At 65.0% G+C, this 22,379-nt stretch carries 23 protein-coding genes; 8 read left to right on the top strand and 15 right to left on the bottom strand.

All coding sequences use genetic code 11. The features are described 5' to 3' along the window. Positions 1-200 precede the first annotated feature (200 nt). Entirely contained in the window at positions 201-1,943 is a 1,743-nt protein-coding gene (locus P6U28_RS28285) for an outer membrane beta-barrel protein (protein ID WP_407120291.1), read from the bottom strand. 190 nt (positions 1,944-2,133) lie between these two features. Between P6U28_RS28285 and P6U28_RS28290 the strand changes: the two genes are divergently transcribed. Then, positions 2,134-3,141, top strand: a complete 1,008-nt coding sequence (locus P6U28_RS28290) for an SIS domain-containing protein (protein ID WP_162500106.1) — start codon at positions 2,134-2,136, stop codon at positions 3,139-3,141. A gap of 115 nt (positions 3,142-3,256) precedes the next feature. Here P6U28_RS28290 and P6U28_RS28295 read toward each other — a convergent pair whose 3' ends face one another. Next, positions 3,257-3,808: a carboxymuconolactone decarboxylase family protein gene (locus P6U28_RS28295; RefSeq protein ID WP_407120292.1), complete on the bottom strand. Its 552-nt coding sequence runs from the start codon at positions 3,806-3,808 to the stop codon at positions 3,257-3,259. A gap of 71 nt (positions 3,809-3,879) precedes the next feature. Here P6U28_RS28295 and P6U28_RS28300 point away from each other — a divergent pair, with 71 nt between their 5' ends. Beyond that, positions 3,880-4,206: a helix-turn-helix domain-containing protein gene (locus P6U28_RS28300; RefSeq protein ID WP_122400859.1), complete on the top strand. Its 327-nt coding sequence runs from the start codon at positions 3,880-3,882 to the stop codon at positions 4,204-4,206. A 60-nt stretch (positions 4,207-4,266) separates the two neighbouring features. On the opposite strand, the gene P6U28_RS28305 is transcribed toward P6U28_RS28300, so the two are convergent. The 3 genes from P6U28_RS28305 to hemH form a co-directional block, all read right to left on the bottom strand. Continuing rightward, on the bottom strand, positions 4,267-4,710 hold the full coding sequence (locus tag P6U28_RS28305) for an NfeD family protein (protein ID WP_122400858.1): 444 nt from the start codon (positions 4,708-4,710) through the stop codon (positions 4,267-4,269). Positions 4,711-4,737: 27 nt separating this feature from the next. Continuing rightward, positions 4,738-5,736: an SPFH domain-containing protein gene (locus tag P6U28_RS28310; protein WP_122400857.1), complete on the bottom strand. Its 999-nt coding sequence runs from the start codon at positions 5,734-5,736 to the stop codon at positions 4,738-4,740. A 210-nt stretch (positions 5,737-5,946) separates the two neighbouring features. Continuing rightward, a complete protein-coding gene (gene hemH, locus P6U28_RS28315) occupies positions 5,947-6,984 on the bottom strand; it encodes a ferrochelatase (RefSeq protein ID WP_407120294.1) in 1,038 nt (345 codons plus the stop codon). An 82-nt stretch (positions 6,985-7,066) separates the two neighbouring features. Between hemH and P6U28_RS28320 the strand changes: the two genes are divergently transcribed. Continuing rightward, positions 7,067-7,465 carry an MAPEG family protein gene (locus P6U28_RS28320; RefSeq protein WP_122400855.1) on the top strand — a complete coding sequence of 133 codons (399 nt, stop codon included), beginning with the start codon at positions 7,067-7,069 and terminating at the stop codon, positions 7,463-7,465. 163 nt (positions 7,466-7,628) lie between these two features. Here P6U28_RS28320 and P6U28_RS28325 read toward each other — a convergent pair whose 3' ends face one another. The 3 genes from P6U28_RS28325 to P6U28_RS28335 are packed head-to-tail and all read right to left on the bottom strand — an operon-like array spanning position 7,629 to position 11,460. Further along, positions 7,629-8,744 carry a nickel/cobalt transporter gene (locus P6U28_RS28325; RefSeq protein WP_174221547.1) on the bottom strand — a complete coding sequence of 372 codons (1,116 nt, stop codon included), beginning with the start codon at positions 8,742-8,744 and terminating at the stop codon, positions 7,629-7,631. Beyond that, complete coding sequence (locus tag P6U28_RS28330; protein WP_209294643.1) at positions 8,741-9,379, bottom strand: DUF1007 family protein; 639 nt, start codon at positions 9,377-9,379, stop codon at positions 8,741-8,743. The genes P6U28_RS28325 and P6U28_RS28330 overlap by 4 nt, the downstream gene beginning before the upstream one ends. Continuing rightward, a complete protein-coding gene (locus P6U28_RS28335) occupies positions 9,379-11,460 on the bottom strand; it encodes a M3 family metallopeptidase (RefSeq protein ID WP_122400852.1) in 2,082 nt (693 codons plus the stop codon). The genes P6U28_RS28330 and P6U28_RS28335 overlap by 1 nt, the downstream gene beginning before the upstream one ends. A gap of 135 nt (positions 11,461-11,595) precedes the next feature. Here P6U28_RS28335 and P6U28_RS28340 point away from each other — a divergent pair, with 135 nt between their 5' ends. The 5 genes from P6U28_RS28340 (at position 11,596) to P6U28_RS28360 (ending at position 16,442) form a co-directional block, all read left to right on the top strand. Beyond that, positions 11,596-11,850: a hypothetical protein gene (locus tag P6U28_RS28340; RefSeq protein WP_122400851.1), complete on the top strand. Its 255-nt coding sequence runs from the start codon at positions 11,596-11,598 to the stop codon at positions 11,848-11,850. A 687-nt stretch (positions 11,851-12,537) separates the two neighbouring features. After that, entirely contained in the window at positions 12,538-13,680 is a 1,143-nt protein-coding gene (locus tag P6U28_RS28345) for a type III PLP-dependent enzyme (protein WP_122400850.1), read from the top strand. Positions 13,681-13,808: 128 nt separating this feature from the next. Then, positions 13,809-14,396, top strand: coding sequence for a GNAT family N-acetyltransferase (locus P6U28_RS28350; RefSeq protein ID WP_122400849.1), 588 nt, complete (start codon positions 13,809-13,811; stop codon positions 14,394-14,396). A 146-nt stretch (positions 14,397-14,542) separates the two neighbouring features. Continuing rightward, positions 14,543-14,932: a RidA family protein gene (locus P6U28_RS28355; RefSeq protein ID WP_122406373.1), complete on the top strand. Its 390-nt coding sequence runs from the start codon at positions 14,543-14,545 to the stop codon at positions 14,930-14,932. A gap of 67 nt (positions 14,933-14,999) precedes the next feature. Further along, positions 15,000-16,442, top strand: a complete 1,443-nt coding sequence (locus tag P6U28_RS28360; RefSeq protein WP_407120295.1) for a homospermidine synthase — start codon at positions 15,000-15,002, stop codon at positions 16,440-16,442. A gap of 146 nt (positions 16,443-16,588) precedes the next feature. On the opposite strand, the gene P6U28_RS28365 is transcribed toward P6U28_RS28360, so the two are convergent. The 7 genes from P6U28_RS28365 to P6U28_RS28395 all read right to left on the bottom strand — a co-directional run bounded on the left by P6U28_RS28365 (position 16,589) and on the right by P6U28_RS28395 (position 22,378). Then, entirely contained in the window at positions 16,589-16,927 is a 339-nt protein-coding gene (locus P6U28_RS28365; RefSeq protein WP_162500540.1) for a hypothetical protein, read from the bottom strand. Positions 16,928-17,015: 88 nt separating this feature from the next. Further along, positions 17,016-17,732, bottom strand: coding sequence for an MgtC/SapB family protein (locus P6U28_RS28370; protein ID WP_122400847.1), 717 nt, complete (start codon positions 17,730-17,732; stop codon positions 17,016-17,018). A gap of 30 nt (positions 17,733-17,762) precedes the next feature. Next, on the bottom strand, positions 17,763-18,782 hold the full coding sequence (locus tag P6U28_RS28375) for a WD40 repeat domain-containing protein (protein ID WP_162500105.1): 1,020 nt from the start codon (positions 18,780-18,782) through the stop codon (positions 17,763-17,765). Then, on the bottom strand, positions 18,782-19,828 hold the full coding sequence (locus P6U28_RS28380; RefSeq protein ID WP_407120296.1) for a CobW family GTP-binding protein: 1,047 nt from the start codon (positions 19,826-19,828) through the stop codon (positions 18,782-18,784). The genes P6U28_RS28375 and P6U28_RS28380 overlap by 1 nt, the downstream gene beginning before the upstream one ends. A gap of 55 nt (positions 19,829-19,883) precedes the next feature. Beyond that, positions 19,884-20,747, bottom strand: coding sequence for a metal ABC transporter solute-binding protein, Zn/Mn family (locus P6U28_RS28385; protein WP_122400844.1), 864 nt, complete (start codon positions 20,745-20,747; stop codon positions 19,884-19,886). 2 nt (positions 20,748-20,749) lie between these two features. Then, positions 20,750-21,619 (bottom strand): metal ABC transporter permease, encoded by an 870-nt coding sequence (locus P6U28_RS28390; protein WP_122400843.1) that lies wholly within the window; start codon positions 21,617-21,619, stop codon positions 20,750-20,752. 6 nt (positions 21,620-21,625) lie between these two features. Next, positions 21,626-22,378, bottom strand: coding sequence for a metal ABC transporter ATP-binding protein (locus P6U28_RS28395; protein WP_407120297.1), 753 nt, complete (start codon positions 22,376-22,378; stop codon positions 21,626-21,628). Position 22,379 lies beyond the last annotated feature (1 nt).

The following is a 22,379-nucleotide window of genomic DNA, read 5'->3' on the forward strand; positions in this document are numbered from 1 at the left end:
TCAGTATTCCAGAGACAGTTGTAATCGAATCGATAAGCCGCGGCGTACTGGATGCCCCGGTCCCGGCTCCGCCAAGCTACGCCGGGCCTACACGCGCTCGGCCGGCGAAGCTTCAGCGAAGAGGGCAAGCCGGGGCATGACAGTGGGTGGCGGGCGCGGAGCCAACTATTCCGCATTCGCTCAAGCGCCTCGCCGCCCCTCTAGTTCTGCAGCCTCACGCCCAACATCACCACCGTCCCCTGCGAGCTCGAGCCCGCCTGGTTCGAATCCAGGATGTCGTGCCGCAGCGTGCCCTTGATCCAGACGTTGCGGTTGAGCTTGTAGATCAGGTTGCTTTCGAGCGAGTAGGTCTTGTCGTTGCGGTTCTGGCCCTGGTAGTCGAGCGTGCCGTAGGTGAACTTGCCGACCGCGGTGAGCCAGCGGCGGAAGTCGTGATCGACTTCGGCAGAGTAAGTGCGCACCAGCACGCCGGAGGAGCCGGCGACCGTGGTCTCCGCGATCTGCGTGTCGGTGAAGAATTTCACCGTGGTGAGGCCGCTGGCGTTCCAGATCAAGGAGCCCGTGGTGAGGAAGCCGGAGAGCTGGCTGAGGCGCGGATCGGTGTAGCTGCGCGCGGAATAGCCGACCGAGATCTCGCCGGTGAGAATGCGCGAGAACTCGAAGGACGAGCCGACCTTGGCATAGCCGCCGTTCGAATCGCGGAAGTAGCCGTTGCGGTCGGCGGCCTGATCGTGGACGCGGGTGTCGCCCTGGATCTCGACGAAGGGCTTCAAACCCGGCTTCAGATCGTAGGAGAAGCGTCCGACGCCGCCGTATTGGTTGAAGTCGCGATCACCGTTGCTGAACACAGAGCCATCGGTGAGTCTCGAATCCGTGTAGGCGGTGCGATCGACCGTGGCGCCCGCGGCGACCTGGAAGCGATTGAAGGTCTGGTCGAAGCCGACGGTCGTCCCATAGGCGGCGTAGACAGGATATTTCTGCAGGCCGGCCTGCACGTTCGGGCTGCCGGGATTGTCGGTGGCGAGCCGCAGGCGAAGCTGCGATGTCAGCTTGAGATCGCGGTCGACGTCGATGCGGCCGTCGATGTGGCCGGTGAAGTCGGGGCGGTCGATCTCGACCGGCGAGGGCGACGCGAAGCCGTTGATCGTCGCCGGCATGTTGTTGGTGTAGCCCGAGAACGAGCCGCGCAGATCGGCGACCAGCGCGTGGCGCTCCCAGTCGGACATCACGAGAAGGTCGGGCGCGACGACATAGACGGGCGAGCCGACCGGCTTGTTCAGGCGCGCCGGGTTGGTGTCATAGCCGGTGGAGAGCTCGAGGCCGCCCTTGATCAGGAAGCTGCCGGCATAATCGCCGACCGCACCGAACGGATCCTCATCGAGCTTGAGGCGGCGGCGCAGCGGCTGGCCGGGCACACTGCCCGCCATCGCCGGAGCTACCGGCGTCTTGTGCGCGGTCTCGGACGGCGGCGGCGCGATGCGCGGCGCGCCCAGCGTCGTGACTGGCGTTGTGGGCGGCGGCGGTGAACCGGGGCCGGCGGGACGCTTCGGCTTCGGCTGGCCCGGATAGAGCTTTGGCTGCTGCCGTTTGCGGTTAAGCGAGTCGTAGCCCGAGCTGCTCGCCCCGTTGGCGGCAGGCAGGCCGTAGGTCGGGACCTGACCGACGCGCGAGGTCGCCGGCGTCTGCTGACGCTTGCGCAGATCTGCGTTGGGATCGGGCAGCGCCGGCAATGCATCCGACGGCGCCTGCGGCACGCCCGCCGTGCGGCGGGTCGGCAGCGTGTCGGTCGAGACAAAGCCGCCGCGGTTGGGATTGAACAGGTCGGGCGTGAGACCCTGGGCGGCCGCGGGGCCGCTTCCGAGGGCCGTCAGCGCCAGACATGGCAAAGCCGCGCGCAGGAAATGCGCGCGTTTGCTCCGGCCCCTGCCTGGAGACGACCCCACGATGGAATAACCTCAACGAAATCAAATACTTTCACGATCGCCCTGCCGGCTGGCGGGAACCATCGTTAATGGAGTTAAAACAATTATGGTTAATGACCCGTTGAGGGTGTCCGGGCGCTCGTCGCCTCGCTGGCCGGGGCGTGCTAAGCAGGCGCCAACGGGCGAACGCCCCTCCTCCCTGGACCAGACCATGCCGAGCTCGAAACCGCTGATGACCGCATCATCCGGCCCCATTCCGACAAGCGTCGAATCCGCGCTCCGCACCCTGGAGACGGAGAGCGGCGGCATCAACGCGCTCGCCGCTGCCCTACGCGGCCCGCTGGGTGCGACCTTCGCCAAGGCCGTCGAGCTGATCCGGCAGGCCAAGGGCCGCGTCATCGTCACCGGGCTCGGCAAATCCGGCCATATGGGGCGCAAGATCGCGGCGACGCTGGCCTCGACCGGCACGCCCGCTTTCTTCGTGCACGCCGCCGAAGCCGGCCATGGCGACCTCGGCATGATCACCACCGACGACGTCATCATGGCGCTGTCCTGGTCCGGCGAGCAGCCGGAGATGAAGAACCTCGTGAACTATTCGGCGCGCTTTGCGATCCCCATGATCGCGGTGACGTCGAACGCTTCGTCCTCGCTGGGACAAGCCGCCGACCTCGTGATCGAGCTGCCGAAGGCGCGCGAGGCCTGCCCGCACAATCTGGCACCGACCACCTCGACCCTGATGCAGGCCGCGATCGGCGACGCGCTCGCGATCGCGCTGCTGGAAGGGCGCGGGTTCACTGCGCTGGAGTTCGCGCATTTCCATCCCGGCGGCAAGCTGGGCGCAATGCTGAAATTCGTCCGCGACTACATGCGCACCGGCGCGGAGATTCCGGTCAAGCCCGAAGGCACAAAGATGTCGGAGGCCGTGGTCGAGATGTCGGCCAAAGGGCTCGGCTGCGTCTGCATCGTCAACGATGCAGGCGAGGCCATCGGCATCATCACGGACGGCGACCTGCGCCGTCACATGCGGCCCGACCTTTTGACGGTGACCGTCGATGAGATCATGACGAAGCAGCCCAAGACCGTACCGCCCTCGATGCTCGCGAGCGAGATGATCGAGGTGCTGAACACCCGCAAGATCACGACACTGCTGGTGACCGATGCGGGCAAGGTGGTCGGGATCGTGCACCTGCACGATCTGCTGCGCGCGGGCGTGGCGTAAGGCACGCTCTCTCCACTCGTCATTGCGAGCGCAGCGAAGCAATCCAGGCTGCCTCTGCGGAGACAGCCTGGATTGGTTCGTCGCAAGGGCTCCTCGCAAATGACGGTGGAGAGACCTACGCCGGAAACCGCTCCGCGTTCTCCTCCAGCGGCAGCCGCAGCCCGTTCGCCAGGCAGGACACCGTGCGGTAGTAGCCGCACAGCAGCATGATCTCCAGGATTTGCGCCTCGTCGTAATGCGCCGACAGCGCTGCGAACTCCTCGTCCGTGAATGTCGCGCGATGATGCAACGCGTCGACGGCTGCGATCAGCGCCTGCTCGGCCGGCGACCAGCATGTTGATGCTGCATCGCCCTGCACCGTCGCCCGCACTTCGTCCTGGGTGAGCTTTGCCGGCCCGGCAAAGATCGCGACGTGCACGCCCCATTCATATTCGCATCTGTTCAGCGCGCAGGTGCGGTCGATGACGATCTCGCGGTCGCGGAGCGACAGCGGCCCGGGGTCGAGCAGGCCGCCGGCGCGGAACTTGTCCCAGGCGCGGCCGTGCCCCGCCATCACCCGGAACAGCACCAGCGGCGGCGCGCCGCGCATGATGCGGTCGAACTGCGCCTGGATCTCCGGGGGATAAGGCGGAGTGAGCGGTGCGATGCGCGGCGAGGCCCCGGACATGGGCGGTCTCCGTTGCTACAATTATCGTAGCGATACGCTACATTATCTGTAGCACAGCGCAAGAGGTGACGATGGCTAAACAGGCTGGCACGACGACACGCAGCGTCCGCGGCTCGCGCACGGGCCGGCCGATCATGGTGCTGCTCGACCTGCTCGGCCGACGCTGGAGCCTGCGGATTCTCTGGGAGCTGCGCGGAGAGCCCCTCACCTCGCGCGCCCTGCGCACGGCCTGTGATGAAGCCTCGCCCACGGTGCTGCAAGCGAGGCTGACCGAACTGCGCGAGGCAGGATTCGTGGAGTTGGGCGACGGCGGAGGTTACGGACTGACGACGCTGGGGCGCGAGCTGTGCGAGACGTTCATGCCGCTGCATAGGTTTGCGGAGAGGTGGAAGAGGTAGAATCTGAAGGCGTGCCGCATGCTCCTTTCTTCCTTCTCCCGTTGTGGGAGAGGGAAAGAATCACGCCGCGGCGACCGTGAGGTTCGCACCGTCCACCTGCACCACCTTCACCCGCGTCCCCGCCGGTGTATCAGGGCCCGCAACACGCCATACCGTGTCGCCGATGCGCATTGTGCCTGAACCGTCGATGATCGGCTTCTCCAGCGTGAACTCACGGCCGAGCAAGGCCTCGGCGCGCTTGTTGAGAAATGAGCTCGTGCTCGCGTCCGGCTTCGGCTTGGCGAGGCGGCGCCACACCGGCACAGCTGCGGCGGCGAAGATCGCGAACATGACGAGCTGGATCTGCCAGGACATGGCAACAGCGAACGAGATCAGGCCCACCAGCAATGCCGCAAGCCCGAGCCAGAACAGGAAGATGCCGGGCGCCAGCACTTCCAGCGCCATCAGGATGAAGCCGAAGATCAGCCAGTTCCAGTTGCCCAGCGATGCGAATATGTCGGTCATGACACGACCTCTGTAAAATAGCCCCGTTTACTGCGGCGGCACCGCGGGCGGCGTCGGGCCCGACGACGGGACCGATCCGCTTCGGCGCGCCGCAGCGGCTGCGGATGCGGCACTTTCGCCGAACGTTGCCTTGGCGATCTCGCCGATGCCGGCGAGCGAGCCAAGCATGCTCACGGCTTCCACCGGCAACATGATGATCTTCTGGTTCGGCGCATCCGCGAACTGGCCGAAAGCCTTGATATATTTATCGGCGATGAAATAGTTCAACGCGGCGACGTCGCCCTTGGAAATGGCCTCCGATACCGCCTGGGTCGCTTTCGCCTCGGCCTCGGCCAGACGCTCGCGCGCCTCGGCGTCGCGGAAGGCGGCTTCGCGCCGGCCCTCCGCCTGGAGGATCTGACCCTGCTTGGCGCCCTCGGCGCGCAGGATCTCGGACTGGCGCTGGCCTTCGGCGGCGAGGATGTCGGCGCGCTTGACGCGCTCGGCCTTCATCTGCCGGCCCATGGCTTCGACGAGGTCGGCGGGCGGCACGATGTCCTTGATCTCGATGCGATTGACCTTGACGCCCCAGGGCGAGACCGCAGCGTCGACCACGCGCAAGAGGCGCTCGTTGATCTCGTCGCGGTGCGACAGCACCTGGTCGAGATCCATGGAGCCCATCACCGAGCGGATGTTGGTCATGGTGAGAACCGTGATGGCCTGGTTCAGGTTGGCGACCTCGTAGCTCGCCTTCGCCGCATCGAACACCTGATAAAAAGCAACGCCGTCCACCGTGACGGTCGCGTTGTCCTTGGTGATCACCTCCTGCTCGGGGATGTCGATCACCTGCTCCATCATGTTGATCTTGCGTCCGACGCGATCGAAATAGGGCACGATCAGATTGAGCCCGGGGCTGAGCGTCTGGGTGTATTTGCCGAACCGCTCGATGGTCCAGTCATAGCCCTGCGGGACCGTCTTCACGCCGGCCACCAGCGTGACGATGACGAGCAACACCAGAACAATCGCGAAAATGTCGAAGCCGCTCATATCTCCTCCAAGCCGGGAAAAATCGGGAAAAAGCCCTTTCCGGCGCTGTCATTGGTCGGGATCGATACCCTACCGGTTCAGCGGTCGCGAGTAACGTCGGCATGGGCGCAATGCCGCACAAGGCGTACCGAGAGGGAATGGCAACGATTATGTATTTGGGAGGAAGCTCTTGAAAGGATGCCGGAGCAGACCTAGCGCCAAAGGTTAACGTCAGATCCAGCCCTGAAGCTCGCGCAGCACCAGAGTGCGGATCACGTCCATGCCTGGTTCGCTGTCGTTGAGGCACGGGATCGCGGAAAACTGCTCGCCGCCATTGTGCTTGAAGATCTCGGCATTCTCCTGCGCGATCTCCTCCAGCGTCTCCAGGCAGTCGGCGGAGAAGCCCGGCGTCACCACCGCGATGCGGCGCACGGCTTCGCTGGCGAGCCGCTCCATGGTCTTGTCGGTATAGGGCTGGAGCCATTCGTCATTGCCGAAGCGCGACTGGAAGGTCAGCAGCAGCTTCGTCTCGTCCATGCCGAGCCGGCGGCGCAGTGCCTCGGTCGTGGCGATGCAGTGGGTCTGATAGGGATCGCCCTTGTCGACATAGGATTTCGGCATGCCGTGGAAGGACGCCACGATCAGCTCCGGCGCGAACGGCAGACTCGCCAGATGCGTCTCGATCGAGGTCGCGAGCGCCTCGATATAGGCCGCATCCTCATAATAGGGCGGCGTCACCCGCAGCGTCGGCTGGTTGCGCAGACGGGCGAGCACGCGGAACACTTCGTCGCAGACGGTTGCCGAGGTCGAGGCGGAGTATTGCGGATAGAGCGGGACGGCGAGAATGCGCTCGCAGCCTTTCGCGATCAGCGTATCGATGCCCGACTTGATCGAGGGATTGCCGTAGCGCATCGCCCAGTCCACCACGACATGGGCGTAGTCCGACAGTCCGGCGGCGAGCTTGCCGGCTTGCGACCGCGTGATGGTCTTCAGCGGCGACTCGTTCTGCTCATTGTTCCAGATCTTGCCGTAGTCGAGCGCCTTGGTGCGGGGACGGCTGCGCAGAATGATGCCGTTCAGCACCAGCTTCCAGATCAGGCCCTGGTTCTCGATGACGCGGACGTCACTGAGGAACTCCTTGAGATAGACCCGCACGCCCGGCGCATCGGCGGTGTCAGGCGTTCCGAGATTGATCAGGAGCACGCCGACGCGCGGCAGGACGGATCGGCCGGCCGGTTTCACAGTCTCGAGGGGGACGACGCTGTTCATGGCTGGTTGGGTCGCGCGTTGGTCCGAACTTGTCAAGACGAGGGCGGTTTCGCTAGGGTCGCACCCAAGCGGGGAAGGGAAGATGACGCTCGCGGAATGGTGCGTATTGGGAGCGCTGTTGCTGTATCTGTCCACGATCGGCTCGATCAAATGGATCAGGTTTCGCAGCTTCGACAATTCCCGGCCGCGCGATCCTGCCTTCTATGAGGACCCCATCGCGCAGCGCGCGCTGGGCGCTCACCAGAACGGCATCGAAACCTTCCCATTCTTCGCCTTCGCGGTGCTGCTCGCCGAATACAGGGACTCGCCGCAGCGGCTGATCGACGAGCTCGCCGCGCTGTTCCTGATCGTGCGGATCGCCTATGTGCTGACCTATCTCGGCAACCGCCCGACGCTGCGCTCGATCCTCTGGAGCATCGGCTTTGCGATCAATCTCGGGATCTTCTTCATGCCGGCCTTGAAGCGGTTTCTGCCGGTGTGAGTTTCTCGCTGCCGTGTCCCGGACGCGGTGCAGCGCTCTTGCGCTGCTCCGCAGATCCGGGCCCCAGAACGCCAGACACTACCACACGGAGAGATGGGCCCCGGCTCTGCAGCGCGTCGTCGAAGGGGACGCTGCGCTGCGTCCGGGACACGAGAGCTTGGGATCAGAAACACGTCGTCCGTTCGGCCGCGATATAGCCGAACAAGAGGCCGACGCCGAACAGCAGCACCACGCCCGCGGCACCGAATTCGATGCCGCGCATGAACAGCGCGCCGCCGCCGTCGCGGCCTGCGCTGAAGCGGGCGGCGATGTCCTTGGCGGAGACGGCGACGACCGCGATGGCCGCAACGGTGATCGCGGTGCCCAATCCCATCAGGAAGGTCGCGGCGATGCCGGCCCAGAACAGGCCCTGGGCCAGCGCGAACACCAGTACCAGGATCGCGCCCGAGCAGGGGCGGATGCCGACGGTCAGAATCGCTGCAAAGCCGCGCCGCCAGCCGCCGGGCCCCGCGAGCTCGCTCGGTGTGGGGCCGTGGGAATGGCCGCAATGCTCATCATGGACGTGGTCGTGCCCGTGGTGGTGATGGGCGTGCGCATGGTCGTGACCGTGATGATCGTGGTGATGATGATCATGGTCGTGATGATCATGAATTTCATGATGATGATGAACGTGCGGCACGCCCGCAATCGCCGGCACCGGCTGGGTCGTCTGGAGTGCGCGGATGAAGGCGCCGCCCTTGACCCAGACCAGGCGCAGGCCGAACGCTGCAATCAGGGCGTAGCTCGCGATCTCGACCGCGCCCTCCGCCCTGCACATGGTTTTCGCCGTCGCATTCAGCACCCAGGCCGAGATGCCGACGATGAGGATCGCGACCAGCGACTGCATTAGCGCCGAGGCAAAGGACAGCGCGATGCCGCGCCGGGCGGTCTCGCGGTTGGCGACGAGATAGGAGGCGATCACCGCCTTGCCATGGCCGGGGCCGGCGGCGTGGAAGATGCCGTAGGCGAACGAGATGAACAGCAGCGTCCACACCGCCGAGCCGTCGGACTTCGCGGCGCGGATGGTCGACGACATTTGCCGATAGAATTCCGACTGCTTTGCCAGCAGCCAGCCGACGATGCCACTGGCCTCGGGTTCGGCCGCCTGGGTCGGCCGCGGCGCGCCGAACGGATTTTGTGCGAGCAGATCATGAAGCGCGGCATCGGCCACGATCGCGACCAGCACAACTGTGGCGCAGGCGATCAGCCCGCGCGCAAGCGGGGAGAGGTGCTGCTTCAAGGGCAATCCACCGTGATCTTGTTGGCGAACATCATGCCGAAATTGCTGTTCTCGCCATTCAGGAAAGTCTGTTCGTTGAGCTTCTGGGCGGTGGCCGAGCCGTCGCTCGGACGGTCGAGCTTCATCTGGCAGCCCCCGGGCGCGCCGACCAGCTTGACCGGGTTGTCCTTGGCCATCTGGAAGTCGATGAAGAAGGAGCGGTCGAACACTTCGAGCACGAGCTGCCTCGGCTTGACCGGATTCTTCAGCGGCAGCGTGAAGTGCAGGGTCAGCACCGTATCCTTGTAGTCGAGGAAATAGTCGATCGGCTCCTGGAACCGCTCCTTCTTGCCGTCGGCCTTAGCGAAGGTGAAATAGGCATATTCCTTCAGCGACTCGACATTGGTCTGCGCCAGCGGCCCGAGCTCCTCGCGCGTATAGGCGCCCTTGGTCTTGCTCTCGAGCCCCTGCACCGCATAGGCCGAGAACATGTCGTCGAATGTCCAGGCGTGGCGCACACCGGTGACCGAACCGTCCGCCGCGTAGAGCAGCTCGCTGGTCGCGGTGATCCACACATGCGGATGCGCCTGCGCCGCGCCCGAGGCGAGCGTGAGGCCAACGGCGAGCAGCCATCCGAACAGAGCGCGCATGCCCATCAGGCGGCCTTTGCCGTTTCGAGCAGGCCGCGGCGGCGCAGCAGCGCCTCGGGCTCCGGCGGCCGGCCGCGGAAGGCCTCATAGGCAGCTTCCGGATCGACTGAGCCGCCCGAGGAATAGATGTCGTCGTGCAGGCGCTTGGCCACGGCCGGATCGAAAATGTCGCCGGCCTCCTCGAACGCGCCGAAGGCATCGGCGTCCATCACCTCCGACCACATGTAGCTGTAATAACCGGCGGCATAGTGGTCGCCGGTGAAGATGTGACCGAACTGCGTGGGCCGGTGACGCAGCGCGATCTCCTCGGGCATGCCGATCTTCTCCAGCTCGCGCCTCTCGAAGGCACGGACATCCTGCGCGGCGGCAGCCGGCTGGGTGTGGAATTCGAGATCGATCAGCGCGGAGGAGACGAACTCCACCGTGGCAAAGCCCTGGTTGAACTTTCGGGCGGCGAGGAAGCGTTGGAGCAGCTCGTCCGGCAGTGGTTCGCCGGTCTGGTAGTGGCGAGCGAACTTCTGCAGCACCTCGGGCCGCTCCTGCCAGTGCTCGTAGAGCTGCGACGGCAGCTCGACGAAGTCGGTGAACACTGACGTGCCCGACAGCGACGGATAGGTCACGTTGGAGAGCATGCCGTGCAGCCCATGGCCGAACTCGTGGAACAGGGTGCGGGCATCGTCGGGGGACAGCAGCGAAGGCTCGCCGCCGGCACCTTTGGCGAAATTGCAGATGTTGAGAACGAGCGGTGCGACGTCGCCGTCGAGCTTCTGCTGGTCGCGCAGCGAGGTCATCCAGGCGCCGGAGCGCTTCGACGGCCGGGCGAAGTAGTCGCCATAGAACAGCGCCTTGTGCTTGCCGTCCGGCCCCTTCACCTCCCAGACCCGGACGTCGGGGTGCCAGACCGGCACGTCGTTGCGCTCCTCGAAGGTGATCCCGAACAGGCGCGTGGCGCAGTCGAACGCGGCGGCGATCATATTGTCGAGCGAAAGATAGGGCTTGATCGCGGCGTCGTCGAAATTGGCGCGCTGAAGGCGCAGCTTCTCGGCGTAGAAGCGCCAGTCCCAGGGTGCGAGCTTGAAATTGCCGCCCTCGGCCGTGATCAGCGCCTGCATCTCGTCGCGGTCGGCGAGCGCGCGCGCCCTCGCCGGCTTCCAGACCCGCTCCAAGAGGCCCCGCACCGCCTCCGGCGTCTTGGCCATGGAGTCTTCGAGCCGGTAGGCGGCGAACGTCGGGTAGCCCAGGAGCTTGGCGCTCTCTTCGCGCAGCTTCAGGATCTCGACAATGGTTCCATTGTTGTCGTTGGCATTGCCGTTGTCGCCGCGGGCGACGAAGGCTTTATAGACCTTCTCGCGGAGGTCACGCCGGGCAGAGCTCTTCAGGAATTGTTCGACCGAGGAGCGCGACAACGTGACGATGGCCTTGCCTTCCATGCCGCGCTCTTCTGCCGCAGCCTTGGCGCCGGCGACAAAGCTCTCCGGCAGGCCCTGGCGGTCGGCCTCCCCGAGCTCCATGATCCAGTCCTGCTCGTCGCCGAGCAGATGGTGGCTGAAGCCGGTGCCGAGCTGGGCGAGCCGCTCGTTGATCTCGGCCATCCGTGCCTTGGCCTCCTCGGAGAGACCGGCGCCGGAACGGTGGAAGCGGGTATAGGTGCGCTCCAGCAGGCGGAGCTGCTCGGGCGTGAGCCCAAGATTGGCGCGCTTCTCGTGCAGCTGGGCGATGCGGCCGAACAGCACCGCGTTCATCATGATGGGATTCCAGTGCCGCGCCATCCGCAAGGAGACCTCCTTGTCGATCTCCAGAATGGCCGGGTTCGAATGCGCCGAGACGAGGTCATAGAAGACCGCCGCAACCTTGTTCAACAGCTTGCCCGAACGCTCCAGCGCCGTGATGGTGTTGGCGAAGTCGGGCGCGGCCGGATCATTGGTGATCGCCGCGATCTCGGCGGCATGGTCCGCAAAGGCCTGCTCGAACGCCGGCAGGAAGTGCTCCGGCTTGATCTCGTCGAAGGGTGGGGTCGCAAACGGCGTCACCCAGGCCTTCAGCAGCGGGTTGGTCTCGGCTTCCGTAATTTGGCGAGATTCTGACATCACAAGTCCGGTTTCGTGGCTCGATTGTTGCAGCCAGCTATAGCACGCGATGGGGCTTTTTTGGGCCATTTGCCCTTGCTCCCGGCCGCCTTTTCGGGGAGATTGCGGCCCTCGAAGTCAGGACCCCTGAGCCCCATGAACGCGCCTTCTTCCTCTTCCCGCCAGATCGTCTGGCCCAGCGTCATCACCGTCATCAGCGCCGCCATCCTGATCGGCGCTGAGGTGTTCGGCGCAGCCTTCGCCGGCGGCTGGGCGCTCGCGATCCTGCTCGGGCTCGGCGACCAAGGCGCGCACATCCTCCAGGCCGTGCTGTTCACACTCGGCGTGCTCGTGATGACCGCGTTCATCCGCGGCGCTCAACGCGTCGAGCCCTTCACGAAGCGCGGCTGACGCTTCTCGCGCGTGAGCAGCACACGCGCGCCGCAAAAAACTTAACGCCTGTTCATCTTCCGCGTCGCTCGCGCAACACTGCGCAAGCAGATGTTAGGCAATTCTGTTCTCAGCCTAAAAAAATTCTTGCGAAGCAGAGTCAAAACGCTTATGTGCGCTCTTGCCCAATTTCGCACGTGCCTGTGGTCGTGTGTCAGTCGGTAGGTATCCGGACAAGAGGCCGGACAGCCGCCAAGGGGTGAAGAAGCCGAGGGGCTCTTCGGAAGTGCAGAAGTCGAAGACCTGATGTCGCAAGACCGACGGTCATAGGACGAAGCAAACCCGGAGCGCCCAGCATCTCTCTCAAAGAGATGCCATGTCGAAGGTGACTTCGCTCTTTGCAACCGTGACTGGCAGCCGGAGGCGAACCGGCGCACCCCGCTCTCAACGGGGGACGCGACTTAAAGCAACGACGGATCGGGCTTTTTTGGTCTCTACCGGCAGTCCAACGCCGGCGCGGGCTACTGAAAAGGCTTGTCCTTCATTGCCAGGTGAGCGGGCGGGAATCTCTCCCAACCAATCCACGGCAGCACAGTCTGGTTTGAGTTTTTTGTCCTCAGCGCGCCTCCATCGCGCGGTGTGGCCGAAGCACTCTCATCAGACGTCACGTTGATACGGCTCCCGTCGCTGGGACCGTTGGAGAGTGCCATGACCGAACGTATCCAGGAATTCCTGCGCAACCGCCGCAAAGAAGGCCTCGACACCGAGCCGTGCCTCGTCGTCGACCTCGAGGTCGTGCGCGACAACTACCAGAGCTTCGCCAAGGCGCTGCCCGACAGCCGCGTGTTCTATGCCGTCAAGGCGAACCCGGCGCCGGAAGTGCTGGCCCTGCTCGCCTCCATGGGCTCCTGCTTCGACACCGCCACCGTCGCCGAGATCGAGATGGCGCTGGCCGCGGGTGCGACGCCCGACCGCATCTCCTTCGGCAACACGATCAAGAAGGAACGCGACATCGCGCGCGCCTTCGCGCTCGGCATCCGGCTCTTCGCGGTCGACTGCGCCGCCGAGGTCGAGAAGGTCGCCCGTGCCGCGCCGGCTGCGAAGGTGTTCTGCCGCATCCTCTATGACTGCGCCGGCGCCGAGTGGCCGCTGTCGCGCAAGTTCGGCTGCGACCCGGAGATGGCGGTCGAGGTGCTCGACCTCGCCAAGCGCCTGGGCCTGGAGCCGTGCGGCATCTCCTTCCATGTCGGCTCGCAGCAGCGTAAGGTGAAGGCGTGGGACCGTGCGCTGGCGATGGCCTCGCAGGTGTTCCGCGACTGCGCCGAGCGCGGCATCAACCTGTCCATGGTCAACATGGGCGGCGGCTTCCCGACCAAGTACCTGAAGGACGTGCCGCCGGTCGTGACCTACGGCCGCTCGATCTTCCGCGCGCTGCGCAAGCACTTCGGCAACCAGATCCCGGAGACCATCATCGAGCCGGGCCGCGGCATGGTGGGCAACGCCGGCATCATCGAATCCGAGGTCGTGCTCATCTCGAAGAAGAGCGACGAGGACGAGGTGCGCTGGGTGTACCTGGACATCGGCAAGTTCGGCGGTCTCGCCGAGACGATGGACGAGTCGATCCGCTACGCCATCCGCACCCGTCACGACGGCGCGGACATGACGCCGTGCGTGCTCGCAGGTCCGACCTGCGACAGCGCCGACGTGCTGTACGAGAAGAACCCGTATCCGCTCCCCGTCACGCTGGAGATCGGCGACAAGGTGCTGATCGAAGGGACCGGGGCCTATACGTCGACCTACTCGTCGGTGGCGTTCAACGGCATCCCGCCGCTGAAGACGTATCACATCTGATCCGCCTCTTGGTCTGAGGCCTGACGAACCCGGGAGCCGGTCCGCCGGCTCCTCCCCGACATTGCCATTCTGATGACGCTCGAATCCGCGTGCCGCCGGCGCACGGATTCGAGCGGGGACGACGTGCCATGACTGCTCCTCGGAAGCCACAGATCGCCCTCACCTCGAAAGCCGCTCCGTTCGCGATCCGCGGCGAGCGTGCTGGAGACGTCGCGATGCGTGAAGCGCTGCTCGATGCCTGCTTTGGCGAGAACCGCCACGGCCGCACCTGCCAGCGCCTGCGCGACGGACGCGCGCCTGCCGCCGGCCTCGCGCTGGCGGCCGTGCGCGAGGGAAAACTCGTGGGAACCGTGAGGCTCTGGCACGTCAGCGCCGGAGGCAGGCCCGCTCTGGTCCTCGGACCGCTGGCGGTCGACCCAGCCTGCCGCGAGCTCGGGATCGGCGCCGCGCTGATGCATCAAGCGCTGGCCGCCGCCCGGGCGCGCGGGCATGCCGCCGTGATCCTGCTCGGCGATGCCCCCTATTACGCCCGTTTCGGCTTCTCGGCCGAGAAGACCGGCGAACTGTCGCTGCCCGGCCCCTTCGAGCGCGATCGTCTGCTGGCGATCGAGTTCGCCGAAGGTGCGCTTGACGGTGTCGAAGGGATGATCGTCCCGACCGGTGCGGCCTTGCCCAAACGGAGGTCGGTTCGCGCCCTCCAGGCGCACGCGGCCTAACGGATCGCTCCGATAGCGAGGACCGAGAGCCGCATCGAGCGGCAACGCCCCGCTGCGCCTGCGCTAAGCTCTTTCCTTGGGGGTTGCGCAGGTGCGAGAAACGCCCTTTAACCCCGCAAAACACCCTTCAGTCGAGGCCCATGACCATGTCCCGTCGCCTGATCTCAACCGGCTCTCCCCTCGAGAAGACCGTCGGCTATAGCCGCGCCGTGATCGACGGCGAGTTCGCCTTCGTCGCGGGGACCACCGGATATGACTACACGACGATGACGATGCCGGCCGATGTCACGAGCCAGTCACGCAACTGCTTCAAGACCATCGAAGCCGCCCTGAAGGAGGGTGGATTCGAGATGGCCGATATCGTCCGTGCGACCTACTACGTCACCGACGCCAGCTACATCGATGCCCACTTTGCCGTCTGCGGCGAGGTTCTCGGTGACATCCGGCCGGCCGCGACGCTGCTGGTCGTCTCGGCCCTCGCCAAGCCCGAGATGAAGATCGAGATCGAAGTCACCGCCAAGCGCCGCAGCATCTGACAAGCGCCGCAGCGCCTGATCCACCCCTCACTGTTTATCCGCCAGCACTTTCTGGAGAAACCATCCCATGAGCCCCGCCTCGCAGATCTACGCGAAGATCACCGGCCCCATCGTCATGGTCGGCTTCGGCTCCATTGGCAAAGGCACGCTGCCGTTGATCGAGCGGCACCTCGACTACGACAAGTCGCGCATCACCGTGCTCGACCCCAAGGACGAGGGCCGCAAGGCGCTTTGCGAGAAGCACAACGTCCGCTTCATCCAGAAGGGCCTGACCAAGGACAATTATCGCGAGGTGCTGACCCCGCTGCTCACCGAGGGCGGCGGCCAGGGCTTTTGCGTCAATCTCTCGGTCGATACCGGCTCGACCGACATCATGGAGCTCTGCAACGAGCTCGGCGCTCTCTACATCGACACCGTCAACGAGCCCTGGCTCGGCTTCTATTTCGATCCCTCGAAGGGCCCGGAAGCGCGCTCCAACTACGCCCTGCGCGAAGTGACGCTCGCCGCCAAGAAAGCCCGCCCCGCCGGCTCGACGACGGCGGTCTCGTGCTGTGGCGCCAATCCCGGCATGGTCTCCTTTTTCGTCAAGCAGGCGCTGCTCAATGTCGCCGCCGATCTGAAGCTCAATGCGCCCAGGCCGAAGACCAAGGCCGAATGGGCGGATCTGATGCGGCAGGCCGGCATCAAGGGCATTCATATCGCCGAACGAGACACCCAGCGCTCCAAGAAGCCGAAGGAGCCCGATGTCTTCGTCAACACCTGGTCGGTCGAAGGTTTCCTGTCCGAGGGCATGCAGCCATCCGAACTCGGCTGGGGCACCCATGAGAAATGGATGCCCGAGAATGCACACACCCACGAAGCCGGCTGCGGCGCCGCCATCTATCTGATGCAGCCCGGGGCCAACACGCGCGTGCGCACCTGGTGCCCGACCCGCGGCGCGCAATATGGCTTCCTCGTCACGCACAACGAGTCGATCTCGATCGCCGATTACTTCACGGTGCGCGACGCGTCGGGCAAGGTGATCTATCGGCCGACCTGCCACTATGCCTACCATCCGGCTGACGATGCGGTGCTGTCGCTACATGAAATGTTCGGCCGCGCCGGAAAGATGCAGGAGAAGCATCACATCCTCGACGAGAACGAGATCGTCGACGGCATCGACGAGCTCGGCGTGCTGCTGTTCGGCCATGACAAGAATGCCTATTGGTACGGCTCGCAGCTCTCCATCGAAGAGACCCGCCAGCTCGCGCCCTATCAGAACGCCACCGGCCTGCAGGTGACCTCTGCCGTGCTCGGCGGCATGGTGTGGGCGCTGGAGAACCCGAACGAAGGCATCGTCGAAGCCGACGAGATGGACTTCGATCGCCTCTTGGAAATCCAGCTGCCCTATCTCGGCCCGGTGAAGGGTTTCTACACCGACTGGACGCCGCTGACCGATCGTCCGGGACTGTTTCCGGAAGATATCGATACGAGCGATCCCTGGCAGTTCCGGAATGTTCTGGTGCGGTAAGGCGGGCGAGGCGTTCCGCCTCACACACTCCTGTCATGCCCTGGCTTGACCTGGGCTCCAGTGGCTTCTCGGCTCCAGCACTGCAGCCTCTGGAATACTGGATTGCCCGCCTTCGCGGGCAATGACACCGAGTGTGGAGAGGGACGCTACTTCTTCTCAATCGGCGGCGCGACCTTCTCCGCGGGAGCCGGCGGCAGCACCGGCTTGGCGGCACCCGCCGCGCCCTGCGTCTCGGAGCCCGGCCGCGCCGGTTCGGGCGCCGGCGTGGTTGGCCGGTCGCCGCCGGGCTTGGACTCCGCAGGTGTCTTGCCTTGATCGTCGGACGGGGTGCCCTGGAGCGGTGGCGTCGCCTGTGCCAGTTCCGTCCGGCTTTCGGCCCGGATTTGCGCGAGCGATATCACCGACACCACGACGCCTGCTGCGAACAGCGCAGCGGCGATTGCCAGATCGAGCTTCAGTCTGCGCTTGTCATCGTGGCCGGGCATATCGATCACCGCCTTTGTCCACGGGATCAACGAAACTGGGGCGCGCCGGTTCCGGGACCGAACAAGGGGGAACCCAACCCGCCGCCCCTCACTCCGTCGTGCTGACCTCCCAGGTCGCATGCCGCACGCCCGGCAGATGCTGCAGATCGGTGGCCACCGCATTCAGCTCGTTCGGGTCGACCGCGCTCGCGACCAGCTTTGCCGCGATCTCCAGAATGTCGTCGCCGATTTCGACCACATCGATATCGGCCACCGAATATTTCGCCGCCTCGAGCTTCTCGACGAGCCGGTCGCGCATATCCGGAAGAGCGTCGGTCGCAACCGCGAGCTTGAAATAGTAGGTTGCCTCCAGCGCCTTCTCGTTCAGCGGGATGCGGTTGATGGCATTGACCAGCGGGCGCAGCATGGTGTTGCCGGCGATGACGAACACCGTCAGAGCGGCGGCCTGCGCGACCATGTCGGCGCCGGCGCAGGAGCCGACCGCGGCCGAGGCCCACAGTGTCGCCGCGGTGTTGAGCCCGCGCACGTCCATGCCCTGCTTCATGATGACACCGGCGCCGAGAAAGCCGATGCCGGAGACGACATAGGAAATCACGCGCACCGCGCCATCGGCGTCATCCAGATGCATGGCGAGATCGACGAACGCAGCGGCACCGACTGCAACGAGCACGTTGGTGCGCAGGCCCGCCGTGCGCTGGCGGTATTGGCGCTCGGCACCGATCAGCGTGCCCAGCACGAAAGCCGTGGTCAGGCTGATCAGCGTGTCGGCAAAATCGGCAAGCTGGAAGGTGGTCAGAAACCGCATGGTTCCCTATATGGCGGGAACCATGACAGATTAAAGCTCCAGCAGGCCGCCGTCCCCATTTTCATCGGCAAAAGCCAGCAGCGTGCCTTTGGCGTTCCAGGCAAGCGCGGCGACCGGCGGCGTGCCGTTGCGGCGCACCAGGATTTCCGCGCCATCCTCCAGCCGCACCATCAGCACGGTGCCGTCGCTGTAGCCGGCGGCGAGGATGTCGTTCTTCGGATGGCAGGCGACCACGGACACGCGCGCCTGTAGCGGGGCGAGCATCGCCGGCTCCTTGCCCATCGGACCGTCCTTGCTGCCGAACGGCCATATGATGACGGTGTCGGCGCCCGAAGTCGCGAGCCCCTTGCCACCCACGCTCCAGGACATCGAGCGGACACGACCGGGATAGCCGGTCATGCGCATGTGCCTGCTATCGGCGAGCCGCCAGCCGTGCAGCGCCGGTTCGTGCATCGCCGTGACGAGAAACTTGTTGTCGGGGCTGAAGGTGACGCCGTGATGCGAGCCGGCCCAGGGCAGGAATTCGGCCGATCCCGCCATGTTCGGAAACCACAGCGTCACGCCGTTGTAATGCGCGATCGCGAGCCGCAGGCCCTTCGGCGCGAAGGCAAGTCCGCCGACGGTCGATGGCACTTCGATCGACTTCTCCTCGGCCTTGCCGCTCTTGACCGTGGCCGTCTTGCCGGCCGACCAGGCGAAGGCGCCATCGGCGTGCAGCGCCACCGCGTCGATCCAGCGCCGCTTGGGATCGGTGGCGAGCAGCATCACCTCGCCCTCGGCATCGAGCGACACGACCTTGCCGTCGTCACCGCCCATTACGAGGCGCTTGCCGTCGGAGGCAGTCGAGAGAATGCCGCCGCTGTGCACTGCGACCCTGGTGATCTCACCCTTGGCGTCGACGAACGCGACGTTCTCCTCGCCGCCGACGAAGGCGGCACGAGGACCAAGGAAATGCGCCGAGGTCACGGCCATGCCGAGCGCAACAGGCTTGACGCGGTCGGTGACGGAGACGATCGAGGTGGAATCCGGGAGTGGCGCGAACTCTTTCATCACGAGACGATGCAGCTCTCGAAACCCTTGCGGATCGCCTCCTCAGGCAATTCGCGGCCGATGAAGACGAGGCGGCTCTCGCGCGGCTCGCCCTCCTTCCACTTCCGCTGGTGGTTGCCCTCCAGCATCATGTGGACGCCCTGGAAGACGTAGCGGTCGTCATCGTCGTGGAAGGCGAGGATACCCTTGGAGCGCAGGATCTTGCCGCCCTCGACCTGCACCAGGTTCTGCAGCCAGGGCATGAACACGTTGGGATCGAGCGGCTTGTCGGTCTTGAGCGAGAGCGACTGCATGTCCTCGTCGTGATAGTGCTTCAGGCCGTGACCGTGATCATGGTGGTGATGATGGTCGTGGCCGTCATGATGGTGATGATCATGGTCGTGATCGTCGGCCTCCAGGAAATCCGGCTCGATGTCGAGGATGCGGTCGAGATCGAAGGCGCCGCGGTCGAGCACGTCGTCCAGCGCCACCGAGCAGCGCTCGGTGCGGTGGAGTTTCGCATAGGGGTTGATGCCGCGGATGCGGGCCTCGACCTCGGCGAGCTCGCCCTTGTTGACGAGGTCGGTCTTGTTCAGCACGATCACGTCGGCAAAGGCGATCTGGTTCTTGGCCTCTGGCGCGTCCTTCAACCGGTCTGACAGCCACTTGGCGTCGGCCACCGTGACCACCGCATCGAGCCGCGCGTTCTTCTGCACATCCTCGTCGACGAAGAAGGTCTGGGCGACGGGCGCCGGATCGGCAAGACCGGTGGTCTCGACGATGATGGCGTCGAACTTGCCCTTGCGTTTCATCAGGCCGTCCATGATGCGGACGAGGTCGCCGCGCACGGTGCAGCAGATGCAACCATTGTTCATCTCGAACACTTCCTCATCGGCGCCGATGATGAGGTCGTTGTCGATGCCGATCTCGCCGAATTCGTTGACGATGACGGCGTATTTCTTGCCGTGGTTCTCGGACAGGATGCGGTTCAGGAGCGTGGTCTTGCCGGCACCGAGATAGCCGGTCAGGACGGTCACGGGAATCTTTTGGGACGTCGCTTCAGACATAACAACTCCGGACTTCAAGGCTTTTCGCGCGACGCGAGGCGGGGTGGCCCCTGCCCTAGTGGTCAAGCGCGCTGGTCAGGGCCTTTATATTGTGCCTGACCATGTCAATGTAAGTGGGTGCAGGCCCCTTTTCGCCGGTCAAACCGTCCGAAATCAGGGTCCCGCCGACCTTTGCCCCGGTCTCGGCCGCGATCCGCCGGATCAAGCGGTCATCGCTGATATTTTCCAGGAACACGGCCGGGATCCTCGCGGCCTTGATCTGGCCAACGATGGCCGCAATGTCGCGCGCGCTCGGTTCGGTCTCCGTTGAGACGCCGAGGGGGGCGATGAACTGGATACCGTATTCGGCGGAAAAATAGCCGAACGCATCGTGGGTGGAGATCACCTTGCGTCGTTCGGGTGAGATTTTTGCCACGGCCTCGCGGACCTCACGGTCGAGGACCTCGAGCCTTTCCAAATAGGTCTTGGCCTGGGCGCGGAAGAATTCCGCGTCATCCGGAGCAGCCGCGGCCAGCGCATTGGCGATGTCGGCGACGTAGATCTTGGCGTTGGGGATGGATTGCCAGGCGTGGGGATCTGCGGCCGAGCCTAATTTAAGCGGCGCGATGCCGGCGCTTGCCGTGACTACCTGAGCCTTGCTGCCCGCGGATTGAACGAGGCGCGGCAGCCAACCTTCCAGCCCAAGCCCGTTGACGATGACGAGCTTTGCATCCGCGACTCGCTTGGCATCGCTTGGTGCAGGCGTGTAGACGTGGACATCGCTGTCGGCGCCGACCAGCGTCGTCAGATTGATGCGGTCACCACCGACGTTGCGGACGAAATCACCGAGAATCGAGAAGCTCGCAACGACATTGAGCCGCTCCGCGGCATGCAGCGGCGAGGCGATCGACAACAGCGCACAGAACAGGATCAGTCGCATCGTCACGCTTCCAAATGCCGGCCGGGAAACAGCTGCCGCAAGATACCGCCGACGCGCCCGAACAGGACGGAGACCACGTAGAGCACGGTCGCCACGAGGATGATCGCGGGGCCTGACGGCACACGGGTCTGGAACGACAGCACGAGGCCCGCATAGCCCGAGACCGCGGCAGCGACGACGGCGATGCAGATCATTGCGGTGAGATCGCGGGACCAGAACCGCGCGATGCCGGCGGGCAATATCATGAGACCGACCGCAAGCAGCGTGCCGAGCGCCTGAAAGCCATTGACGAGATTGATGACGACGAGCGCGAGAAAGACGAGATGCGCAGGCCCCCCGGCGCGGCTGACGGTGCGCAGGAACAGGGGATCGACGCTCTCGATCACCAGCGGACGGTAGATCACGGCCAGCACCAGCAGCGTGATCGTGGCGTTGAAGGCCACCACCAGCAGCGTCTGATCATCCATTGCGAGGATGTTGCCGAACAGCACGTGCAAGAGGTCGATATTGGTGCCCTTGATCGAGACGATGGTGACACCCAGCGCGAGCGAGGCCAGATAGAAGGTTGCCAGCGACGCGTCCTCCTTCAGCCCGGTCGATCGCGCCACCACGCCGGCGAGGATCGCGACGGCAAAGCCGGCAATCAGGCCGCCGGCCGTCATCGCGAACAGATTGAGGCCCGACAGCAGGAATCCGACGGCCGCGCCGGGCAGGATTGCATGCGCCATGGCATCGCCGACGAGGCTCATCCGGCGCAGCATCAGGAACACGCCGATCGGTGCGCCCGCCAGCGCCAGCGCGATCACGGCGGCGAGCGCCCGCCGCATGAACTCGAATTCGGTGAACGGACCGATCAGCGCGTCATAGAGCATCTGCGATCATGCCGCCTGGAAGCGCCCATCTTCGCCGCAGGCCGCGGCGCTGTCGTCAAAGGCTTCGCACATCCGCATCGCGACCAGCAGGTTCTCCGGCGTCAGCACCTCTGCCGTCGGGCCCCACGCGACTGGGCCCCGTGCCAGCACCAGCGTCTCGCTGAAATGGTTGCGCACCATTTCCAGGTCGTGCAGCGCAGCGAGCACCGTGCGGCCCTCAGCGTGCCAGTGCTTGACCAGGGCGAGCAGATCGGCCGTGGTCTTGCTGTCGATGGCGTTGAAGGGCTCATCGAGCACGATCAGGCTCGCATCCTGGAGCAACACGCGCGCGAACAGCACGCGCTGCATCTGACCGCCCGAGAGCGTGCCGATCGGGCGGTTCTCGAATCCGTTGAGGCCAACGGACCCGATCGCCCGGAGTATCTTGTCGCGCGCGGCCTTGCCGATGCCGCCAAACAGGCCGGCCGCGCGCCACAGCCCGGTGCTGACGAAATCGAATACCGAGATCGGAAAGCTGCGGTCGATCTCCGCGCTTTGCGGCAGATAGGCGATATCTTTGCTGTCGAGCCCGCCGAGATGGATGCTGCCGTCGAGCGGCCTGAGGATGCCGACGACGCCGCGCAGCAGCGTCGACTTGCCGGCACCGTTCGGGCCGATCACGGCGACCAGCGACCCCAGAGCGATCTTGCCGCCGAGATGATGCACGGCCGGATGCCGGTCATAGCCGAGCGTGACGTTGTGAAAGTGGAGCGCCGCCATG

It is taken from the genome of Bradyrhizobium sp. STM 3561, assembly GCF_045571455.1.
GTDB classification, from domain to species: domain Bacteria; phylum Pseudomonadota; class Alphaproteobacteria; order Rhizobiales; family Xanthobacteraceae; genus Bradyrhizobium; species Bradyrhizobium vignae.

Excerpts from the sequence above, each read along its gene's own strand:
- P6U28_RS28375 (WP_162500105.1), bottom strand. The coding sequence starts at position 18,782 with ATGAAAGAGTTCGCGCCACTCCCGGATTCCACCTCGATCGTCTCCGTC.
- P6U28_RS28360 (WP_407120295.1), top strand. The coding sequence starts at position 15,000 with ATGAGCCCCGCCTCGCAGATCTACGCGAAGATCACCGGCCCCATCGTC.
- P6U28_RS28340 (WP_122400851.1), top strand. The coding sequence starts at position 11,596 with ATGAACGCGCCTTCTTCCTCTTCCCGCCAGATCGTCTGGCCCAGCGTC.
- P6U28_RS28355 (WP_122406373.1), top strand. The coding sequence starts at position 14,543 with ATGTCCCGTCGCCTGATCTCAACCGGCTCTCCCCTCGAGAAGACCGTC.
- P6U28_RS28365 (WP_162500540.1), bottom strand. The coding sequence starts at position 16,927 with ATGCCCGGCCACGATGACAAGCGCAGACTGAAGCTCGATCTGGCAATC.
- P6U28_RS28395 (WP_407120297.1), bottom strand. The coding sequence starts at position 22,378 with ATGGCGGCGCTCCACTTTCACAACGTCACGCTCGGCTATGACCGGCAT.
- P6U28_RS28290 (WP_162500106.1), top strand. The coding sequence starts at position 2,134 with ATGCCGAGCTCGAAACCGCTGATGACCGCATCATCCGGCCCCATTCCG.
- P6U28_RS28380 (WP_407120296.1), bottom strand. The coding sequence starts at position 19,828 with ATGTCTGAAGCGACGTCCCAAAAGATTCCCGTGACCGTCCTGACCGGC.
- hemH (WP_407120294.1), bottom strand. The coding sequence starts at position 6,984 with ATGAACAGCGTCGTCCCCCTCGAGACTGTGAAACCGGCCGGCCGATCC.
- P6U28_RS28305 (WP_122400858.1), bottom strand. The coding sequence starts at position 4,710 with ATGACCGACATATTCGCATCGCTGGGCAACTGGAACTGGCTGATCTTC.
- P6U28_RS28330 (WP_209294643.1), bottom strand. The coding sequence starts at position 9,379 with ATGGGCATGCGCGCTCTGTTCGGATGGCTGCTCGCCGTTGGCCTCACG.
- P6U28_RS28320 (WP_122400855.1), top strand. The coding sequence starts at position 7,067 with ATGACGCTCGCGGAATGGTGCGTATTGGGAGCGCTGTTGCTGTATCTG.
- P6U28_RS28390 (WP_122400843.1), bottom strand. The coding sequence starts at position 21,619 with ATGCTCTATGACGCGCTGATCGGTCCGTTCACCGAATTCGAGTTCATG.
- P6U28_RS28300 (WP_122400859.1), top strand. The coding sequence starts at position 3,880 with ATGGCTAAACAGGCTGGCACGACGACACGCAGCGTCCGCGGCTCGCGC.
- P6U28_RS28370 (WP_122400847.1), bottom strand. The coding sequence starts at position 17,732 with ATGCGGTTTCTGACCACCTTCCAGCTTGCCGATTTTGCCGACACGCTG.
- P6U28_RS28295 (WP_407120292.1), bottom strand. The coding sequence starts at position 3,808 with ATGTCCGGGGCCTCGCCGCGCATCGCACCGCTCACTCCGCCTTATCCC.
- P6U28_RS28310 (WP_122400857.1), bottom strand. The coding sequence starts at position 5,736 with ATGAGCGGCTTCGACATTTTCGCGATTGTTCTGGTGTTGCTCGTCATC.
- P6U28_RS28345 (WP_122400850.1), top strand. The coding sequence starts at position 12,538 with ATGACCGAACGTATCCAGGAATTCCTGCGCAACCGCCGCAAAGAAGGC.
- P6U28_RS28385 (WP_122400844.1), bottom strand. The coding sequence starts at position 20,747 with ATGCGACTGATCCTGTTCTGTGCGCTGTTGTCGATCGCCTCGCCGCTG.
- P6U28_RS28350 (WP_122400849.1), top strand. The coding sequence starts at position 13,809 with ATGACTGCTCCTCGGAAGCCACAGATCGCCCTCACCTCGAAAGCCGCT.
- P6U28_RS28335 (WP_122400852.1), bottom strand. The coding sequence starts at position 11,460 with ATGTCAGAATCTCGCCAAATTACGGAAGCCGAGACCAACCCGCTGCTG.